At 65.0% G+C, this 18,798-nt stretch carries 16 protein-coding genes; 4 read left to right on the top strand and 12 right to left on the bottom strand.

The genetic code is table 11. From position 1 onward, the window contains the following. Positions 1-83 precede the first annotated feature (83 nt). Positions 84-851: a lysophospholipid acyltransferase family protein gene (locus ACLB6G_RS11850; RefSeq protein ID WP_410356378.1), complete on the top strand. Its 768-nt coding sequence runs from the start codon at positions 84-86 to the stop codon at positions 849-851. On the opposite strand, the gene ACLB6G_RS11845 is transcribed toward ACLB6G_RS11850, so the two are convergent. The 7 genes from ACLB6G_RS11845 to ACLB6G_RS11815 all read right to left on the bottom strand — a co-directional run bounded on the left by ACLB6G_RS11845 (position 848) and on the right by ACLB6G_RS11815 (position 8,616). Further along, positions 848-2,032 carry an LptF/LptG family permease gene (locus tag ACLB6G_RS11845; protein WP_410356377.1) on the bottom strand — a complete coding sequence of 395 codons (1,185 nt, stop codon included), beginning with the start codon at positions 2,030-2,032 and terminating at the stop codon, positions 848-850. The two genes, ACLB6G_RS11850 and ACLB6G_RS11845, sit on opposite strands and share 4 nt — an antisense overlap. Continuing rightward, the gene (locus tag ACLB6G_RS11840; protein WP_410356376.1) at positions 2,029-3,198 is read right to left on the bottom strand and encodes an LptF/LptG family permease; all 1,170 of its coding nucleotides are present in this window, start codon (positions 3,196-3,198) and stop codon (positions 2,029-2,031) included. The genes ACLB6G_RS11845 and ACLB6G_RS11840 overlap by 4 nt, the downstream gene beginning before the upstream one ends. 76 nt (positions 3,199-3,274) lie before the next feature. Further along, positions 3,275-4,030, bottom strand: coding sequence for an ATP-binding cassette domain-containing protein (locus tag ACLB6G_RS11835; protein ID WP_410356375.1), 756 nt, complete (start codon positions 4,028-4,030; stop codon positions 3,275-3,277). Next, positions 4,011-5,099 (bottom strand): inositol-3-phosphate synthase, encoded by a 1,089-nt coding sequence (locus ACLB6G_RS11830; protein WP_410356374.1) that lies wholly within the window; start codon positions 5,097-5,099, stop codon positions 4,011-4,013. The genes ACLB6G_RS11835 and ACLB6G_RS11830 overlap by 20 nt, the downstream gene beginning before the upstream one ends. Positions 5,100-5,103: 4 nt before the next feature. Beyond that, positions 5,104-6,480, bottom strand: coding sequence for an ABC transporter ATP-binding protein (locus ACLB6G_RS11825; RefSeq protein WP_410356373.1), 1,377 nt, complete (start codon positions 6,478-6,480; stop codon positions 5,104-5,106). Continuing rightward, positions 6,477-7,760 carry an ABC transporter ATP-binding protein gene (locus tag ACLB6G_RS11820; RefSeq protein ID WP_410356372.1) on the bottom strand — a complete coding sequence of 428 codons (1,284 nt, stop codon included), beginning with the start codon at positions 7,758-7,760 and terminating at the stop codon, positions 6,477-6,479. The genes ACLB6G_RS11825 and ACLB6G_RS11820 overlap by 4 nt, the downstream gene beginning before the upstream one ends. Next, positions 7,750-8,616, bottom strand: a complete 867-nt coding sequence (locus ACLB6G_RS11815; protein WP_410356371.1) for an ABC transporter permease — start codon at positions 8,614-8,616, stop codon at positions 7,750-7,752. Before ACLB6G_RS11815 ends, ACLB6G_RS11820 begins: the two co-directional genes overlap by 11 nt. 107 nt (positions 8,617-8,723) lie before the next feature. On the opposite strand from ACLB6G_RS11815, the gene ACLB6G_RS11810 reads away from it, so the two are divergent. Together ACLB6G_RS11810 and ACLB6G_RS11805 are read left to right on the top strand one after the other, a co-directional pair. Next, complete coding sequence (locus tag ACLB6G_RS11810; RefSeq protein WP_410356370.1) at positions 8,724-10,022, top strand: glycosyltransferase family 4 protein; 1,299 nt, start codon at positions 8,724-8,726, stop codon at positions 10,020-10,022. Positions 10,023-10,033: 11 nt separating this feature from the next. Further along, positions 10,034-10,942 carry a diacylglycerol/lipid kinase family protein gene (locus ACLB6G_RS11805; protein ID WP_410356369.1) on the top strand — a complete coding sequence of 303 codons (909 nt, stop codon included), beginning with the start codon at positions 10,034-10,036 and terminating at the stop codon, positions 10,940-10,942. A gap of 9 nt (positions 10,943-10,951) precedes the next feature. On the opposite strand, the gene ACLB6G_RS11800 is transcribed toward ACLB6G_RS11805, so the two are convergent. The 4 genes from ACLB6G_RS11800 to ACLB6G_RS11785 form a co-directional block, all read right to left on the bottom strand. Then, positions 10,952-11,245, bottom strand: a complete 294-nt coding sequence (locus ACLB6G_RS11800; RefSeq protein WP_410356368.1) for a hypothetical protein — start codon at positions 11,243-11,245, stop codon at positions 10,952-10,954. Further along, positions 11,242-12,690, bottom strand: a complete 1,449-nt coding sequence (locus ACLB6G_RS11795; RefSeq protein WP_410356367.1) for a GMC oxidoreductase — start codon at positions 12,688-12,690, stop codon at positions 11,242-11,244. The genes ACLB6G_RS11800 and ACLB6G_RS11795 overlap by 4 nt, the downstream gene beginning before the upstream one ends. 84 nt (positions 12,691-12,774) lie before the next feature. Beyond that, positions 12,775-14,631 carry an LTA synthase family protein gene (locus ACLB6G_RS11790; protein WP_410356366.1) on the bottom strand — a complete coding sequence of 619 codons (1,857 nt, stop codon included), beginning with the start codon at positions 14,629-14,631 and terminating at the stop codon, positions 12,775-12,777. Positions 14,632-14,701: 70 nt separating this feature from the next. Continuing rightward, positions 14,702-16,402, bottom strand: coding sequence for a phosphoethanolamine transferase (locus ACLB6G_RS11785; protein WP_410356365.1), 1,701 nt, complete (start codon positions 16,400-16,402; stop codon positions 14,702-14,704). Positions 16,403-16,625: 223 nt separating this feature from the next. On the opposite strand from ACLB6G_RS11785, the gene ACLB6G_RS11780 reads away from it, so the two are divergent. Continuing rightward, positions 16,626-17,387: a sulfotransferase gene (locus ACLB6G_RS11780; protein ID WP_410356364.1), complete on the top strand. Its 762-nt coding sequence runs from the start codon at positions 16,626-16,628 to the stop codon at positions 17,385-17,387. 86 nt (positions 17,388-17,473) lie between these two features. On the opposite strand, the gene ACLB6G_RS11775 is transcribed toward ACLB6G_RS11780, so the two are convergent. Further along, positions 17,474-18,745, bottom strand: coding sequence for an MFS transporter (locus tag ACLB6G_RS11775; RefSeq protein WP_410356363.1), 1,272 nt, complete (start codon positions 18,743-18,745; stop codon positions 17,474-17,476). Positions 18,746-18,798: the final 53 nt, after the last annotated feature.

Here is an 18,798-nt window from a genome sequence, read left to right as displayed (position 1 = left end):
ACCATTTGCAGCATCCGCCTTGTGACCTGTTCGCACAGGCTTTATGAGGATTCAACCGAACTTCTGCCAAAGGGGACCTGCCCTTGACCAAATTCGTGGTTGCGGTGCGAACTTTCGTGTATTTCGCGCTGCTCGGCCTGACATCCCTGCCCTTCGCACTCCTCTTTCCGCTGTACCGTTTCCGTCTTGTCAGTGAAGCGGCGAGCGACCGCGCCATCGTTGTCTATCTGCGCCTGGTGCTTTTTCTGCTGAGGTTCATCTGCGGCATCACCTGGGAGTTGCGGGGGCGGAAAAACATCCCGGATACGGCCTGCCTCCTGGCATCCCAGCACCAGTCGTTCTGGGAAAACATGTTCTTTCCCTACCTTTTGGGAAATCCGGCCTTTTTCGCGAAGAAGGAAATCTTCGGCTATCCCTTTGCGGGAACGCTCGTCAGGCGCAATGGCCATATCATGGCCGACCGGTCAGGCGACCTGAACGCCGCGCGCGAGGCCTTCGAAAAGGCAATGGCGATCTCCAGGAGCGGCCGCAACGTCCTGATCTACCCGGGAGGAACCCGTTCCGGGCCCGGTCACGACACGATCAAGTCCGGCATCAGCCTGCTTTATTCCAGGCTCGGCGTGCCATGCGTGCCCATCCGCCTCAATACCGGCACTGTGTGGCCCGCCGGATCCTGGCTGAAATATCCCGGCCACATCGTCATCACGATCCGTCCCGCCCTGCCTGCCGGCATGGAGCGTGAGACCTTCATGGCAATGCTTGCGCGCGAGCTTGACCTCAAGAACCCGAAACAGGGACCCCGGAGCGAGGCGGCCCAGCCCTTCAGCCCGGCCCGGCGATTGCGCGCCTAGCGGTCGCGGTCAGCGATGACCCGCACCAGCAGGAAAATGGAACACGACAGCAGGAACGGCATGGCCAGGCTTGCCAGCAGCGGCGCGACGACATGGTTCTCCGCCAGCACGGCCGACAGGCGAACCATGAAATAGGCGAGGTAACCGGCAAAAAGGGCCGTTACCGTCGCAACCGCCAGGCCGCCCAGGTCCAGGAACAGTGCAAAGAGCGCACCGAGGCAAATGGCGATCAGTCCGGGCGAAAGGCATTGCAGGGTGCGGATCACGAGCCATTCGCCGTATCTGGGATGGTCGTCGGGCAGCGCCGTGTCGGACGACAAGGCGACGAGATCGGACAGCGGCACATATTTCGGCTGTATGCCCCGATACTTGAGCCAAAGCTGGCTGATCTCGATGTCGGCAGGAGCGGCATCCACGCTTTCATGGACATTGTCTGCGGGCACGCCAGACGATTGTCCGGCCTGCGCCGGAAAGGTCCAGATGTCAGCGTCGCGCATGATCCAGGAATCGCCGGCGGTCGCTGACGGCTCGATGACCGCTGCATGGATGATCCGCTCGATCGCGCCGCCGGGTCCGAAATGATAAAGCGTCGCATCGGTGAAACGGGGCTGGGGCCCCGGTTCCAGCACGCCTTGCATCGTCACGCCGTCGAATGCCAGCCATTCCGCCGTCGGTTGCCGCTTCCTGGCATAGCTCCAGCCATAGTCACCCAGGCCTTCCACGCTCAGTGTCATGAAGGCGAAAGGGCGCACGGCATTGTCGAGAACGAAGAGCACCGGCATCGAGGCCAGGGCGATGAAGACCAGCCCCCGGATGCGCCGCGCGAACGGCATGCCGGCGGTGCGCACCATGGTCAGCCGGCCGGACAGCGCGTGCGCCGCTTCCGCCCAGATGATGCCGAGCACGAAGGTGATCGGAAAGGCCTGCGTTCCGTTGTCGAGGATACGCAGGCCCACATAGGCTGCCGAGCGCGCCAGGCCGGCAAGCACACCGCGTTCCGACTGTTCGGCCCAGACCCTCGCGATTTCCGGCGAAACATTGATCGCGGTGATGGCCGCGGTGACGGCCAGCCAGGCAACGAGGACGAACCACAGATAGTGGCCGATCATGAAACGGTCATAGACGCCGGGACGCAGGATCGCTTTCCAGGGGACAGGCCGTGCGAGGACGGGTTGTGTCATGAACGGCCAAGCCCCGGCATCAGGATGCGGCTGCGCATCGCCGAGAAGGCGAGCGGTATGGTCGCCAGACAGGCCGACAGCATCAATGCGCAAACCAGCGCGAACCCGGCGATTCCGGGCCGCAGGTCGGGCACGGCGAAACCGGACCCTGCCGCCACGCTGGTCAGCATGACGAAGGCGATGGCGCCCGGAAGAACGACAAACCGGTTCCGGTAGTTTGTCACCGCGACGGCGGCCACGGCAACGGCCGCGGCCAGGATACTTGCCAGCGCAAGCAGGATCATGACGGCGGCATCCCGGAAACCGCGCTGCGAGGCGATCTTCCACTCCCCGTCCACAACGAGCAACTGATGGAGATTGCGCTCGTTGCTGCGCAATCCGAGCGGCTCGTCCGTGACGGTATCGAGCGGAAAAAGGACCGTGGACCTGCCGATATCGATGACCGTGAGATCGAGATTGCCCGCCGCGTTCGCGCAAAACCGGCACGGCTCGCCGGCGCCGTCCGCCTGCGAACGGGAACCGGGCGGCGGTGTCGCGAAGTCATAGATGCGGGCCGCACACAGGTTGATGGCCAGGCTGCCCCGCGAGACCGCCAGGTTCGAGCAATCCGATACCATCATGCGCGAGAGGCGCTCCTGGTCGAAATCGAAAATGCGCACCGCGCGCAGTCCCGCGCTGTTCCGGTCGGTGACATGGAAGACCCTGTCCCGGTCACGGGTGAAACGGCCATTGCGCGGCCCCTCGGATACGAAGCCGGCGACCGCATTCAGCCGTTCGGCGCGGTAGGCATGGGCCGCCGCCGGCTTCAGATAGCCGGAAATGGCTACCGAAAGCGTGAAGAACAGGATCGACACCGCCAGCACGAGAAGCACGACCGGGCGCAGGTCGCTACCGCCGGCGGCGAGGATGAGAAATTCCCGGTTTTCGCGCTTGTACAGCAGCACGAGGTAAACCGAGACGAGGACCGATACCGGGACGATGAAATCCGCGACCTCCGGCAGGGTGAAGGCGAACAGCTTGAGGAAGCCGGGAAGCGAGGCGTTGTACTCCAGCGCCTTGCGCAGGATCGCGTCGAACTGCTCGATGGCGAAGACGATGACGAGAACGCCATAGGTCAGCGCATAGAGGGAGAGAACCTGGCCAATGGAGCGATTGAGATATTTCATGGCCTGATGCGTCTCGAATGACCTGTCTCATTGCGGCGTTGCCCGCCCCTGCGGGGCGCGCGCCCGAAGTGCCAGGTCAAGCCGTGTTGCTTTCCCCGAGAAAGACGGTCCGCAATATGTTGCCTGCGGCAACCTGCGAACACGGCCCGCTGGTTACGATGATACCGTCGTCGATGATATTCACGTGATCGGCAAGGGCAAGCGCGGTGCGCGCCTTGTGGTCGGTCAGCAGGATGCCGACACCGGCGCGCGCCAGCAGCCGCAGACGCCCGCAAATCGTCTCCACATTGATCGGATCGAGCTTTGCGAACGGCTCGTCGAGCAACAGGAAGCGCGGCCGGGCGCACATGGAAAAGCCGATCTCGACAAGCTTGCGCTGGCCGCCGGAAAGGGTGCCGACCGGCGCCGACAGGAATCCCTCCAGCAGGAAGGTGCGCGCGATCACCGAGAGCATGTGATCGATGTCCCTCCCGGCCGCGCCTCGTGCCTCCAGCGCGATCATCAGGTTTTCGCGCGTCGTCAGCGACAGGAAAAGGTCCGGCGATTGCTGGACGTACCCGACGCCGAGACGCGCGCGCGCATCGATGCTAAGACCGGTGATGTTCTTGTCGCCATGGAACACCATCCCCTCGTCGGGCCTCTCGATGCCGGACAGGATGCGGAAGATTGTGGACTTGCCGGAACCGGACGGCCCAAGCAGGCCGCATATCGCGCCACGGCGGACGCGCAGGCTGACACCATTCACGACATCGCGCCTCGCATAGGCCTTGCGAAGCGCGCGTCCGCCGAATTCCGCCGGCCCCGTCCTGGCGCTATCCCTTGCCGGCCGCATAGGCCTCGATCCGCTGAAGCGCGACGGAATCGTCCATCTGCACGGGCGGGTGCTTGAACAGGAAGGCGCAGACATCGGGGATCGCGCCTGCATGTCCGTGGTCGAGCGCGATGCGCGCGCAGCGGATGGCCGCGATGGCCATCACCGCGGCGTTGGGGGAATCCTCCACGTCGAGACGCATTTCGACATTGACCGGCGCGCCGCCGAACAGGCGTCCTTCCATGCGGATGAAGGCGACCTTCCGGTCCTTCAGCCAGGGCACGTAATCGGACGGACCCACACGCAGATCCTGGTCCCGGAAGCGGCTGCGCGTCACGCTTTGCACCGACTCGGTCTTCGATATCCGTTTGGTGGTCAGCCTGCCGCTGTCCAGCATGTTGAGGAAGTCCGTGTTGCCACCCGTATTGAGCTGGTAGGAGCGGTCGATTTCCGCGCCCCGGTTCCGGAACAGGCTGACAAGCGTGCGATGCATGATCGTTGCCCCGACCTGGGCCTTGAAGTCGTCGCCCAGGACAGGCAGGCCGGCGGCGGCGAAACGGGCTGCCCACCCGGGATTGCTGGCGATGAGCACCGGAATGGCATTGACGAAGGCGACACCGGCCTCCAGGGCGCAACCGGCATAGAACTCCGTGGCCATCTGCGAACCGACCGGCAGGAAATTGATCGCCACTTGCGCGCCGCTTTCGCGCAGCATGGCAATGACCTCCTCCCGTGTCGCCTCGCCTTCCTGGACAGGATCGAAGCCGAGGTCCCGGTCACATTCCAGCATGGCCGGCGCCACCCCGTCGAGCACTGCCCCGGTGGCAACCGTCACCCCCGCGAAGAGCGGGGCGTCGTGAAAGACCATCGTGTTGTTCGGCGGCTCGAAGATGGCCTCGGACAGAGGTTTTCCGACCTTTCGCCGGTCGATGTCGAGGGCCATGACGATCTCGATGTCCTGCGGCTTGTATCCGCCGAGATCCGGGAAGAGCACGCCCTGCGCATCGTCGCCATGCTGGCGGCAATAGCTGATGCCCTGGACGAGGGAACTGGCACAATTGCCAACGCCGATGATTGCGGTCCTGATCAAGTCTTCACCCATTTTTCCTGCATGCCGGGAATGCGCCATCCGGCGCCTGACCGGCGACCTGTCCCGATGTTTGCGTCTTCTGGCTGAAATCCGCCGGTTCCGTTGCGATGGATTTCATCACCAGACCGACCTTGCCAGCCCTGACCGGCGACGCGGTGACATCCACGAAGACCGCCTCCTCGCGCCAGTCAAGATGAACGTGGTTCTGCTGCGTCCCCTCGATGACCGATGGCGCGAAGGAATAGCGCCCCGCCGGGAGATACGGCATCACGAAGGAAAGGCGCGCCTCGAACAGCCGGCCGGGGGGAACGGTCACCGGTCTGTCCCTGTATGCCAGGTAGGTGTTGTCGCCAAAAAGGTTCTGGCCGGCGCCGTCGCGGAACATGAAGCCGACGATCGGGCTGTCGATCTGCCGCCCGGCGCGGGCACGCACATGCAGCGTCACGGTTTCGCCTGCAAGGATGGAAAAGGCCGGGGTCGACCCGTCTCGCGAGAGGAAGCAGTCCTCGATACGGCAGCCGCCGAAGCCGTGGGCCGGCGAATCGGGCAGGAAGGCGGAAACCTCCATGCGGGCGCGCCCGGCCCAGTAGGCATCGTCGGCCGGGGCTTCCTGCCGCCCGGCAGGAGAATCGTCGGTATCGGCGCCAATGCCGTAGAGCGCGTCGACATAGGCCTTCATCACGGCGACCGCGTTGCCGTCCATCATCTTGCGGCCGCCTTCCAGCCACACGGCGCGCTTGCACAACTCGGTAACCGCGCCCGGATCGTGCGAGACGAAGATCACCGTTCCGCCGGAATCGAGAAAGGCCTGCATGTGGCCGCGGCATTTCCTCTGGAACGCGCTGTCGCCGACGCTCAGGATCTCGTCCACGACCAGCACGGTCGCATCCACGTGGATCGCCACGGCGAAGGCGAGGCGCGCCTGCATGCCGCTGGAATATTCCCTCAGCGGCCGGTCGAAATAAGGTCCGATGTCGGCGAAAGCGGCAATGCCGTCCATGCGTTCTTCGACCTGCCGGGCAGTCAGCCCCTGGGCGGTCGCCGAAAGCCCGGCATTTTCCCTGCCCGTGAAATCGGGATTGAAGCCGGCGCCCAGTTCCAGCATGGCGCTGATGCGGCCCGAGCGGGCCACCGTGCCGGCGGTTGGCTCCAGGGTGCCGCAAAGGATCTGGAGGAGCGTCGACTTGCCCGAGCCGTTGCGCCCGACAATGCCGACCGCCTCTCCCTTTCCGACCGTCAGGTCCACATCGCGCAACGCCCAGAAGGCGTTGTCCGGGGCACTGTCGGCGAGGACGCGCCAGAGCCTGTGAAGCTGGCCCCGCTGCCGGTCGAAACCCTTCGAGACCCCCCGCGCCTCGATGACGGCGGCACCCTGCATCATGATGCCCCGTCCATGATCTCGATGCGGGCGCCGGAAAGCGGAACGTTCGCAAGACCTGCCGATATGTGGCGGGACACCACTTCGAACGTCGCCGCCACATCCTGCCGGTCCAGGCACGCGTCGGGCTTGTGATCCCCGGCGCATACGGCCACATCGAGCGCATAGGCGCCGGATGGGAGGAATGGCAGCACGAACGCGAACCGGACGATGTGCAGCCCGCGCGCGCAAGGATCGCGCCTGGCACCTTCCAGGCTGTCACGATAGGCGATGACCTGCCCCAGCGGATCACGCAGGGCGAAGGCCGCGTAGTCGTCGGGCCCGATTCCGGCCACCGCGATTTCCAGCGTAACGAGTTCTCCGCCGGAAAGAAGGCTGGCCTTCTGGCCGGCGCAGGTCAGCGTCACGCTTTCGATCATGCCCGGTTCTTGCGGGCGCGGCGCACTGTCGAAATCATGCCACGGCGAATCTGCGGTTTCCTCATGTCCGCCAATGTCTGGCAGATCGGCCGGCGCCAGGCTGCCGGCATGCTTGAAACCCGCGCCGCCGGCACTGTCGCGCGCACTCGCCTGGTGATAGGCATGCACCACTTCCCTGGGCGTCCCGCTGGCCGCGATCCGGCCCTGGTCGATCCAGACCGCGCGGTTGCACAGCGCCAGCACCGCCCCTTCGTTGTGCGAGACGAACAGGACGATGCGGTCCCGCGCGAAGTCCCGCAGGAAGCGCATGGATTTCTGGCGAAACCGGACATCGCCGACACCGAGGATCTCGTCCACGATCAGGATGTCGGCATCGCAATGGGCGCAGACGGAAAAGGCAAGCCGGGCGAACATGCCGCTGGAATATTCGCGCGTCGGCCGGTCCATGAAATCGCCGATTCCCGCGAATTCGGTGATCGCCGGCATGCGCTCGGCGATCAGGCGGCTGTCGAGGCCGTAGGCCGCCGCGCAAAGACGGGCATTTTCCGTCCCCGTGAAGTCCGGATTGAAACCGGCGCCGAGTTCAAGCAGGGCGGCGACCCGCCCTTGCGTCTCCAGCGTCCCGGTCGACGGCGTGCGGGTGCCGGCAATGATTTCCAGCAGGGTGGACTTTCCGGCCCCGTTTCGTCCGAGGATGCCGATGAAGTCGCCCGGCCGGGCCTCCAGGTCGACATCCCTGAGCGCCCAGGTCTGGCGCTCGGCATGCGTGCCGCGCAGAACCCCGGCCAGGGCTGCAAGCGGGTGATCGTGAAGATCGTAGACCTTGCCGATCCCGCGCGCGCTGATTCGGGCATCAGATGACATCGGCAAATCCGGGGCGGGCCCTGCGAAAGAAGGCGAACCCGCCGGCAAACACGGCGAGCGCGCCGATCCAGTAGAGACCATAGGCCTGCCAAGCGATGCCGCCGCCGAAGAACAGCAGGCTGCGCAGGGTCTCCAGCACGAAGGTCAGCGGGTTTGCCCAGAAGAACGGCCGGAACGCTTCGGGCACCTGGTCGATCGAATAGAAGATGGGGCTGATGAACATCAGCACCGGACCGATCGCCAGCAGCAACTGGTTGAGATCGCGCACATAGGTGCCGACAGCCGAGAGGAACCAGGCCAGACCCGTGGTCAGCAGGACAAAGGGGAGCAGGACGAACGGGACGGCGAGCAGGCCAGCCGGCAGCCCGCCCTTCACGATGGCCAGGAAAACGGTCAGGAGGACAAGGCTTGCGGCAAGCTTGAGCAGCGCCGTTCCGACAAGGACCCAGTCCAGCACCTCCACGGGAAAGACGATCTTTGTGACGTAGGTCTTGTTGGCGCGGATGAAGTCCGGCGCCCTGGTGATGACCTCCATGAAGAAGGAGAAGGCGATCAGGCCGGTGAAATAGATGAGCGGAACCTCCAACGGGTTCCCGGCGCGGGAGAACCAGGCGGATTCCAGCACGACACCGAAGACGAACGTGTAGATGGCGACCAGCACCAGCGGGGTGATGATGATCCACCCCAGCCCCAGGACGCTCGCACGCACATTGGCGTGCAGGTCGCGCTTGAGCAATTGCCAGACGAGGGACCGGTGCGCGACGGGCAGCCGCAGGCATTCGGGAAGCGGAATGCCGTATTGCGGCTCGCGGCTCCCGCCGGCGGTGTCCGGCACGCTGTCCCTGTCTCCTGCCATCACTCCGTTCCCCGCGCAGTCCCGATCCCGTCAGGTCTTATCAGTCCCGTCTTGTGAATGTGAAGCACATTCCGTAAGGCTTCCCCAAACGGGCAGGCGGACAGGACATGGCGGGCGGGCACGAGCAGAACCGGATCTGGATCGATACGGATGATTTCATCCGCATGTTCGACTGGACGATCACGCCGACGGGAATCGGCCGTGTCCAGCTGGAACTGATACCCGAACTGCTTCGCACGTTTCCCGACCGGGTCCGCCTCTTCAGGGTATCGCATGACGACAGGCCGGCCATTGCCGTGGATCCCGAAGCCGTCGACCGCCTCGTCAAGGGGGCCGATTTCGTCCTGGCCAACGGCCGCAACCGGCGGGCGCTCGTCCGCATCGTGCAGGCCTGGCGCTATGCGCTTCGCCGCACGGGGACATGGATCGGCAATCTGGCCGGCAACGCCGCCGGACGGCAATTCGCCAGCGAGGTCAGGCCCGGCGACATCATCGTGAACTTCGGCGCTTCCTGGGAGCATCCGGGCTATGGCCGGGAAATCCGCGCCCTCAAGAAACGCCATGGCCTTCGCTTCGCCCTGCTGGTGCATGACATCCTGCCCGTGACCCATCCGCAGTTCGTGTCCCAGTCGCACATTCCCAATTTCAAGCGCTGGCTGGCCGAGATGTCCGGCTTGTGGGACATGGTCCTGACACCGTCGAAAGCCTCCGCCGACGCGCTGACCAGCTACCTGCGAAGCGAGAACCTGCCGGTTCCGCGCATTTCTCCCATCCCCTTCGGCGCTGGCTTCCGGTCGCTGGACAACAGGCCGGCGCGGCCGCTGCCGGTGACCGGCCCCTACGTGCTTTTCGTATCCACCATCGAGGTGCGCAAGAACCACCTGCTGCTGGTCCGCATCTGGAAACGGCTGATCGCCACGCACGGAGCCGCAAGAACGCCAACGCTGGTCTTTGCCGGCAAGCTCGGCTGGGAGATCGGGCCCTTGCGCGCCGAACTGGCCGCGACGGGCAATCTGGGCGGCAAGGTGAAGGTCCTCGAATACCTCTCGGATGCCGAAATCCGCGCGGCCTATGACGGCTGCCTGTTCACCGCATTTCCCAGCCTCTGCGAGGGTTGGGGCCTGCCGGTTTCCGAAAGCCTGTCGCATGGCAAGTTCTGCGTGGCCTCCAATGCCACGTCCATTCCCGAGGCCGGCGGACCCTTTGCGGACTATTTCGACCCGCTCGACGAGGACCATGCATTCCGCCTGATCGAGCGGGCGATCTTCGATGCCGACTACCGGAAGGCGCGCGAAGCCGGGATCGCCGCGCAGTACCGGCGCGCGACATGGAACGGGACCGCCCGGGCTGTTGTCGGACTGCTGCTCGATCCGGCGCACGGAGAAACGCCATACGTACATTCGTGATCGTCAACCCGATGGCCGGAAACGGACGGGCAGCGGCACGCTGGCCGGCCATATCGGCCATGGCGGGCGATGCGTTCGGACCGTTTGCCCATGCCTTCACCGAAAGGCCCGGACACGCGACGGAGCTTGCCCGCGAGGCGGTTTCACTCGGCATGGAACGCATCGTGGCGGTTGGCGGCGACGGCACGGCCAATGAGGTGGCCAACGGCTTGATGCTCGCGCCGGCGGGCCGCGGACCGGTTCCCGGCCTTGCCGTCATTCCCTGCGGCACGGGCTCCGATTTCTGCCGGTCGCTGGACGTGAGATCCGGCCCGGCCGCGGCGATCGCCAGGATCGCCGGAAGCACCGGCCGGCGGATCGATGTCGGTCTGGCAGAGTTTCACGACACCGGCGGCAATCCGCTGCGGCGCCATTTCATCAACATTGCCACCTTCGGCCTTTCCGGCACGATCTCCGCCAGGATCAATGACCGGACCCGCGCGGCGCTTCTTCCCGGTCCGCTCCGGTATCTGACCGGCACGCTCGGCGCACTTGCACGCTACCAGCCGCCGCGCATGCGCCTTTGGGTCGACGGAACGATGATCGAGCGGGACGTCTATCTTGCCGCCGTCGCCAATGCCTGTTTCTTCGGCGGCGGGATGCGGATCGCGCCTGAGGCCAAGCTCGATGACGGGCTTTTTGACATCGTCATCCTCGATGCGATCCCGCGCATGCGTCTGGTGCGCAAGATCGCCAGGGTCTATCGCGGAACGCATCTGGCAGAGCCGGAAATCACCTGCATGCGCGGCAGCCATGTGATCGCGCAAACCGTGTCCTCCGACGCCGGCGAATCGGGCCTGCTGGATCTCGATGGCGAGAATCCGGGCATGTTGCGCGCGGAATTCCGCATCCTGCCCAAGGCCTTGCGGCTGCTGATGTGAACCCTCGTTTCAGTCCCGCGCGAGCAAGGCCAGGATTTCGAACGGATCGGTGACATCGCCATGGTGTGCCTTGATCCAGCGCGCCTCCGAACGCGACAGCAGCATGTCCGCCACGCGCTCGGTCTCCCCGCGCATGAACTCTGCGCCCACGAGGGCGCTGCCGGGTGGCGGAATGCCGTCGTCCGACGCCAGCAGGTCGACGGCCGCGCCAATATGCCCGCGTCCGGCATAGCCAAGCGCGGCGCCGCCAGCGGCGGTCGACAGATACGCGGCTCCGGTGACAAGTCTTCGCCGGGTGATCATGATTCAAGCCTCGCAAGGTGATCGGCAAGGCGCATGGCGAATGCCGCGCCGTTCATCGTCGGATTGACACAGGAGGACGTGGGGAAGACGCCGGTTGTCGCAAGGTAGAGGTTCGGCGTCCCGAACACCCGCAGATTCGCATCCACCACACCGTCGGCGGGCGACAGCCCCATCCGGACGGTCCCCATGTGGTGATGGCCGACGCCGATCCATGGCAGTTCCGCAACCGGTTCCTGCGCCGATGTGCGGCGCATGCGCAGACGCGTCCGCCCGTACCCCGCTATGGCAAGGGCACGCGCAGCGAGGTCGACGGCGTCATTGACGGCCTCGTGATCTTCATGTGTCGCGAAATAGTTGAGTACGGTCAACGGATCGCCCAGTGCGTCGGTCTTCGTCCGAGACAGCGTGACATGGCGCCGGTCGTCGGGCAACTGTTCGAACAGGCCGACCATCTGGACCTTGCGCAGGTCGTCGCCGAACCAGCCGGCAGACCCCCGGTAGGGATCCAGCCTGAAATAGAAGGAGGTCAGCTTGCGCTGCTCCTGGATTTCCGGCGTTGCGAACAAGACCAGCCGCGACGACGACCCGTCATCCTCGTTTTTGCGCCGGAATGGCTCGGGAAGCGGACGGAAGAGGAAGACATCGGCCATGTGCGGATGCGGATGCTCCATGAAGCCCTTGCCAATGAGGGGCAGTGCCGAAAGCGGGCCCGACGGCCCCCTCGCCTGGTTGATGAGGAGAAAACGCGCCGTTTCGATGCCGCCCAGGGCGAGCACCACGTGATCGGCCGAGATCGCAAGGCTGCGTCCGTCCGGCAGCGAGAAACGAACGCCGGTGACGCGCCCGCCGCCGTCAAGGTCGAGCGACCGCGCCGTGAGGCCGGTGATCACGTCGCCCTTCACCGAATGCCTGTTGATCGACCAGAAATCCCCCGGCGGCGGAATGGCGGGACCCAAGCGCGGTGATAGTCGGTAGGCTTCCATGGAGAAGAAGGGGACATTGATATCGGTGATGCGGGCGGGGGCGTTGCGGACCGAACCCGCGCTCCATTCGTCCTTGATGAGGAAGAGCGGAGCGACCTCCCGGAACCACGGCCTGAATTCGTCATGGGATAAGGGCCAACCCTTCAATCCCAGCCATGGCCGGGGCCGGAAATCGATCGGACGCAAGGGATGGGAATGGCCGCCCCAGACATGCGTTGTCCCGCCGAGGGCGCGCACCCGCGTTTCCACGAGATCGGGATAGCGCCCGCCGGTCACCTCCCCGTCGCAAAGTTCCTGCGCATCGCCCGGAACGCTGCCGCCGCTGTCAACGAGGAGATGGGGAATTCCGCGGCGCGACAACCCGATTGACGTGGTGATGCCAAGCGGGCCGGCGCCGATCACCAGAACCCTCGTGCGCAGCCCCGTTGCGGCGACGTCGAGCGAGGACAGAACTTTCGCCATTGGCACGAATTCCCGTTTTCCGTGATCGTTTCTTAGTCGCCTAGCCGGCTGGACGCCATATCGCCCACGAGATCCGGAATGGCATCAGAGCCGCAAGGGCAGTGGCTTCAGCGTGTGCCGTTTCACCGCCCGCAAGCGTTCCGGCGGTTGGGCCCGGCCCAGGACACGATGACCGGCGGAAAACAGGCCGGCTTCGGTTCCGTATTGGGAGCAGGATAGGAAGGATTCGTCACAGACCGTCAGGATGCCTCCTGTATCCAGTTCGAAAATCCGGTTCTTGTAGAGATTGGCGAAATACATCGGCCGCGGCGACCGATAGGTCCGGAACAGGCTGCGCCCGGCAAACACGCCGCCCGGATTCTCGATTCCGAGATAGTCCAGCACCGACAGCGCTATGTCGGACTGCTGGAAAGGCTCGTCGATGCGCATCGCCAGCGCCTCAGGCATGAGGGCCACCAGCAGCCCCCAGTTTTCGACAAGATGCTCAAGCTCCTCGATCCGTGTGCGCCGCTTTTCCGGCGCGACCGAAGCCTCGTCGCTGGTGATGAGAACCAGTGTGTCTGCCAGCAGGTCACGGGCGGCAAGCTCGTCCATCAGACTTGCAAGTGTCTGGTCGGCATAGTCCCACGCCCGGGCACGCGCCGCCGCATTCGGGCTTCCTGCAAAGGATTCCGGCAGATCGAAGGGATGATGGGTGCTCACGGTGAAAAGCGTGACGAACCAGGGGCGCCCCGTTTGCTCCAGTGCCGTCAGTTCGTCGAGCGCGCGCTTGTAGAGTTCACCATCGGGGATGCCCCATTTTCCGCGCGGCACCGAATCGTCGAAATCGGCAGAGCCGAAAGCACGGTCGAAACCCGCCTTCCTGGCGAAAGCATCCATCATCTGGAAATCCAGGTCACCACCCTTCATGAAAAGCGTCGCATAGCCGTGGGAGCGGAGCACCTCCGGCAGGCACGGCCTTTCCGCGCCATTGGCGATCTCGCTCATCTTCGGGGTGCCATTGGCAAGGCGAGGCAAGTCTCCGCACAAAAGGGCATACCCGCCCCTGTTCGATTGGCGTTGATGGGTGAGAAAGGCTGACCAGGAAATACCCGCGCGCGCGATCGCATCGAGCCTCGGCATGACGATCTGGTTGTCCAACCCGTAACGCGCTGCGTTGACCGGCAGGTGGCCGCCATTGGCTCCTTCCAGCATGATCAGCAGGACATTTCGTTTGTTGCGGTCCGCGGCGGTCAGGCGTGAAACGCCCGAAAGGTCGGGCGCGAAGACCATCGCAGCATCGGCCGGCAACTCCGCCGGTTCCCCATCCGTGACCGGAGTCGCGAAAGCACGTGTCGCGAGGTCGGCCAGGTTGCAACTCACGAAATCCCGCTGGCGCCAGGGTGCGATCTGGGAGATGCCGGGAAAAAACTGCATTCCGGCGAGCAGCAATGCGCCGGCGACCCCCAACCTGAACGGAAGGCGCGCCGATGAGCGTCGTGCAACAAGGTGCGCGCCCGCGACGATGACGCCCAGCCAGGCTACCACGAGAACCGGATGGCGCAGAGAGGCGCCCGACCCCAGGAAGAAGTCGGAATCGAGGAGTTGGGCTGCATGGATCAGGAAATACGGCGACGCGAATTCATAGAGGAACTCGTAGTAACCGACATTCAGGGCGAGCCAGGCAATGGCCGCCAGGAGAAAAAAGGCCTTGTGAATGCGGTAGAGGGCGACCAGAACCACGGCCGCGATGATCCCGACGGCAATATCGCGCCCGGCGCCGGCGAGATCCTCGAGGCGGAAACGCGCACCCGCTTCGAGCATGTAGAGCAACCTGAACGAAAGCGGCAGCGAGGACATGACCAGGAGCAACCCGGTCGAGGCCAGGTCAGGCCACGGACCGCCGGGACCGGCCGGCCGGTGCACCTGCGCAACCACCCCTGGATCTCTGGCAGGCTCCATCTCGCCGCGGCTCCCGTGCCATCGTTGGACACACCCATGTCTCATGCATGCCGCCACGGAGCCGGTCCGGTCAATAGTGTTCGATCTTTCCGTCAGTGGTGAGGAAGGGCCGGTCATGCGGCTCGTAGGCCGGGCTGAAGAAGCTGCGCTCCCGATCGAGGCCCGGCACGTCGATCCCAGCCAGGTCGAGCATGCTTGTGGCCAGGTCCCCGGTCGTGACCGGCTTGAGCGCATTGGCGCCGATTGCCCGGACCCTTTGCGGCGATGCCGCCCGCGTGACGGCCGGCAGCCATGCCAAGAGCGGGATCTGCCCGTCCGCCTTGCGAAAACCGCGAAAGCCGTGCCCTTTCCTCATCTGCTTGTCGTCATAGAGCCGCTGCCCGTGATCCGAGAAGTATAGCACCGAACCGTGCATGCCTGTCGCCGCATGCCGGCGGATCACCTCCGAAAGCATCCAGTCCGTATAGGAGATCGTCCGGTCGTATTGGTCGATGACCTCGGCTTGCGCATCCCCGATTCCCTTGTAGGCATGGGCTTCACGCACCGGCACGTCGGGCTCCCCGAGTGTCCAGTCCGCCGGATACCGTTGCGGGTAATTGGTGTGGCTGCCCAGCGTGTGCAGGATGATCAGCTTGCGCGGGGCGGGATCGCGCAGCGCACGGTCCAGTTCGGGCAGCATTTCGCCGTCGAGCACCGTGTTCCAGAAACCGTAATTGGTCGTGACCACGGTTTCGGCCTCCCCCATGATCAGGGCAAGCTGGTTTCCCACCGCATTTCGATGCGTCCCCTGGTTCGATATCCACCATGTACGGTATCCGGCTTCCCGGAAGGCGCTGACAAGCGAACGGGTCTGGAAGAACCGGTCAGGATCCGCCGGCGTGGCGAAGGAAAACGAGAGCGGCAGGCTCCGGCTTGTGGTCGATGCCGGACTGGTGGCGTCGCGGAACACGAACAGGCCGTCGAGACCGGACAGCCGCGGATTGGTGGGCCGCGGGTATCCGTAGAGGCTCCAGTTCGCCGACCGGGACGATTCGCCGATCACGATGATATGTGTCTCGCCCTGCGGACGCCCCGGCGCGAGCCTTGCGCCGAAGACATGACGGTTGCGGATGGCAGCCAGTTCGGAGAGTTCCCGTCTTTCGCCGAGCACGGTCGCCAGTCCCGACAGGGTGTGCGTCAGCGGATTGACGCCGAGGCTTGCCGCCAGATGCTCCACCAGGCGGGTCGGCAGAAAGACATCGCGCTTGCTGCCGGCAAGCGCCAGGCTTGCCGCCAGGACGGTCGAAGGGACCGTCACCGCCACGACCGCGACGAGCAGTTTCTCCCGGAACCGGTACTGGTCGAGCCGGGTCCTGGCGATGGCGAGGCCGAGGAAGAAGACGACGAGAAGCACGCCCCCGCCGACTGGCAATGCATGGCTTGCGACGAATTCCACCGCCTCGGCAGGATTGACGAAGAACACCGACTCAAGCGCGCCGAGCGACACGAGTCCGCCGAAGGCAAGCAGATGAACGATGTCGATCAGGTTCATGACCAGCACGGGAATGGCGAGCGCGAGGATCAGGACCAGGGGCCGGATCAGTATGACCAGGCCCAGGAAGAAGCTGACGGAAACAACCAGCGACAACAGGTTGGTGAGATCGGGAAACTTCCACCAGTACAGCGCCGCCGGAGCAGCCAGGAACGCGGCCATGACGAGGCAGACCGCGCCAAAGGCCAGCCCGCGAGCCAGCCTGCCGCGCGAGCCGCCGGACTGACCTGTCTTTTCCAATGACGCCAAGCCTCCCGCTGATGACCGGGCCAATAAACCGAAAAGCCGGAACGACTTCAAGAGCGCCCGTCACCCGGACCGGCCGTCACCCCTGGTCATTGACATGCGCCAGCGCGCGTCCCCATGCTGGTGGCGCTGGACATCGCCCGTTCACGCGCTTGGCAAGCCGGGAACGCCGAGGTCAGCCCTGCTTCGGTCTTCCCCGCCTGAATGGAAACCGGTGATGAAAAGAACCAAGGTATTTGTTGTCGGTGCGCCGAAGACCGGCACCACGACGGCAGCGACCATGCTCAACCTGCTGGGATACCGGACATCCAGCTGGCCGGTCTATCGCCTCTTCCATTGCCTCCAGAAGCGCGACCTCAAAGCCCTGATGGCCGAGATCGACGCGCATGATGCCTTCGAGGACCTTCCCTGGACGGTTCTCTACAGGGTGGTCGATCAGGCGTGCCCCGGCTCGAAGTTCATCCTGACCGTTCGCAACGAGGACAAGTGGATCCGGTCCATGGTGTCCTACAACGGATTCTGGCCGGATCCGGCACGCCGGTTCCTGATGGGTCTGGCTGCGCCCGCCGGCTTTGAAGGCGAGCATCGCGCCTGGTACCGCCGGCACAACGCCTCGGTCATCGAGTGGTTTCGCGACAGGCCTTCCGACCTGCTTGTCGTGGATTGGGAGTCAGGGCAAGGATGGAACGAGCTTTGCGCCTTCCTCGGATGCACGCCGCCCGGCGCCGACATGCCGCATGCCCGGCGAACCAACCATGCCGGCCTTGCGGCGCGAATGTTCCGGCTGTCCGCCGGTCCCATGCGCCTTCTTCGCCGGATAGGACCGGTGAACCGCCGTTGGATTGCAGACGACGACAGGTTTGATCCTGAACGTCCCTGGATTGCCGGTCCGGCAGATGACCAGGAGAGTATGGAATTGTGGAAGCCCGGGCTGCTTTTCCGGCTTGGACGGGCGATCTCGGCGCGCCTGGCCCCCTGAACAAGCGCCGCGCGGCGCTCCAGACCCGCTCCGAAAGCGCCACACCGGTACATTGCGGCGCCATCAGGCGGAAGGCTCCGGCCGGATCATCGAGGCCGCGAGGCCCGGTTTTCATCCCGCGGCCTGCCTGCGTCCCCTGTCTTGTCTCGTCCGACCGGACGTCCATGCAGCGGCATCAGTCCGGCGACGGTCAGGAGTGCGAAAAACGCACCGGCAAGGAAGGTCCACTGCGGACCAAGGGCGTCCCATAGCAGCCCGGCGATGACGCTGGCTGCCAGCAGCGCGACACCCGTCACCAGATTGAACATGCCATAGGCCGTGCCTCGCAACTCCGGCGGAGCGATGTCGGCCACCAGCGTGGCGAATATGCCCTGGGTGAACCCCATGTGCAGGCCCCAGAGCACCACGCCGGCCATGACGCCCCAGAGACCGGGCGCGAAGGCCAGAACGAGGTCTGCGGCAACGAGCAGCACGAGACCGGCGAAGAGCAGCCCGGTCCGGTTCATGCTGTCGGACAGCGCGCCGACCGGATAGGCTGACAGCGCATAGGCGATGTTGAGCACGACCAGAACCAGCGGCACGAATACCAGCGTCAGCCCCGTTCCCTCGGCCCGCAGGATCAGGAAGGCCTCGCTGAACCGCGCCAGCGTGAACACCGCCGCGACCGCGACGACCCACCAGTAGATCGCCCCGAGACCGGCCAGTTCGTGCCGGCTGAGCGGGTTCGCGACCTTGCGCAGGCCTTCGGGCCGCGCCGGCTCACGGACGACGAACAGGATCAGGGCCAGCGAAGCAAGGGCAGGAATCACCGCCACCCAGAAGACCGCCGCGAAATCTTCCGCGAACAGCCACATCAGCGCGATGGCCATCAGCGGTCCGAAAAAGGCGCCGGCCGTGTCGAGCGACTGGCGCAACCCGAAGGCCGCGCCACGCAATTCGGGCGGAGCGATGTCGGCCACCAACGCATCGCGCGGCGCGCCCCGGATCCCCTTGCCCACCCGGTCGATGAAGCGTGCGGCGACCAGCCAGCCCACCGTCGGCGCCAGGGGAAAGACCGGCTTCGTGATCGCCGCGAGACCGTAGCCCAGCGCCGCCAGTTCCTTTCGCCGGCCGATCCGGTCGCTCAGCGCCCCGGAGAAAACCTTGGTGATCGCGGCCGTTGCTTCCGCGATCCCCTCGATGATGCCGACGGTCAGCGCCGTCGCCCCGAGCCCCACCACCAGATAGACCGGCAGCAGCGCGTGGATCATCTCGGATGAGACATCCATCAGGAGCGACACGAATCCGAGCGCCCAGATGCCCGGCGGCAGGCGCCGCCAAGAGGGTGCAGCCGGCGCACCCGGGTCAGCCGGTTTCATGTCCCTCGCCCCGCCAGCCCGGTCGGGCGCCGACCGGCTCCGGCGTGACGGCG

Source organism: Zhengella sedimenti (assembly GCF_046506625.1).
Classification (GTDB): domain Bacteria; phylum Pseudomonadota; class Alphaproteobacteria; order Rhizobiales; family Rhizobiaceae; genus Zhengella; species Zhengella sedimenti.
This window is presented reverse-complemented; position numbering and strand designations above follow the sequence as displayed.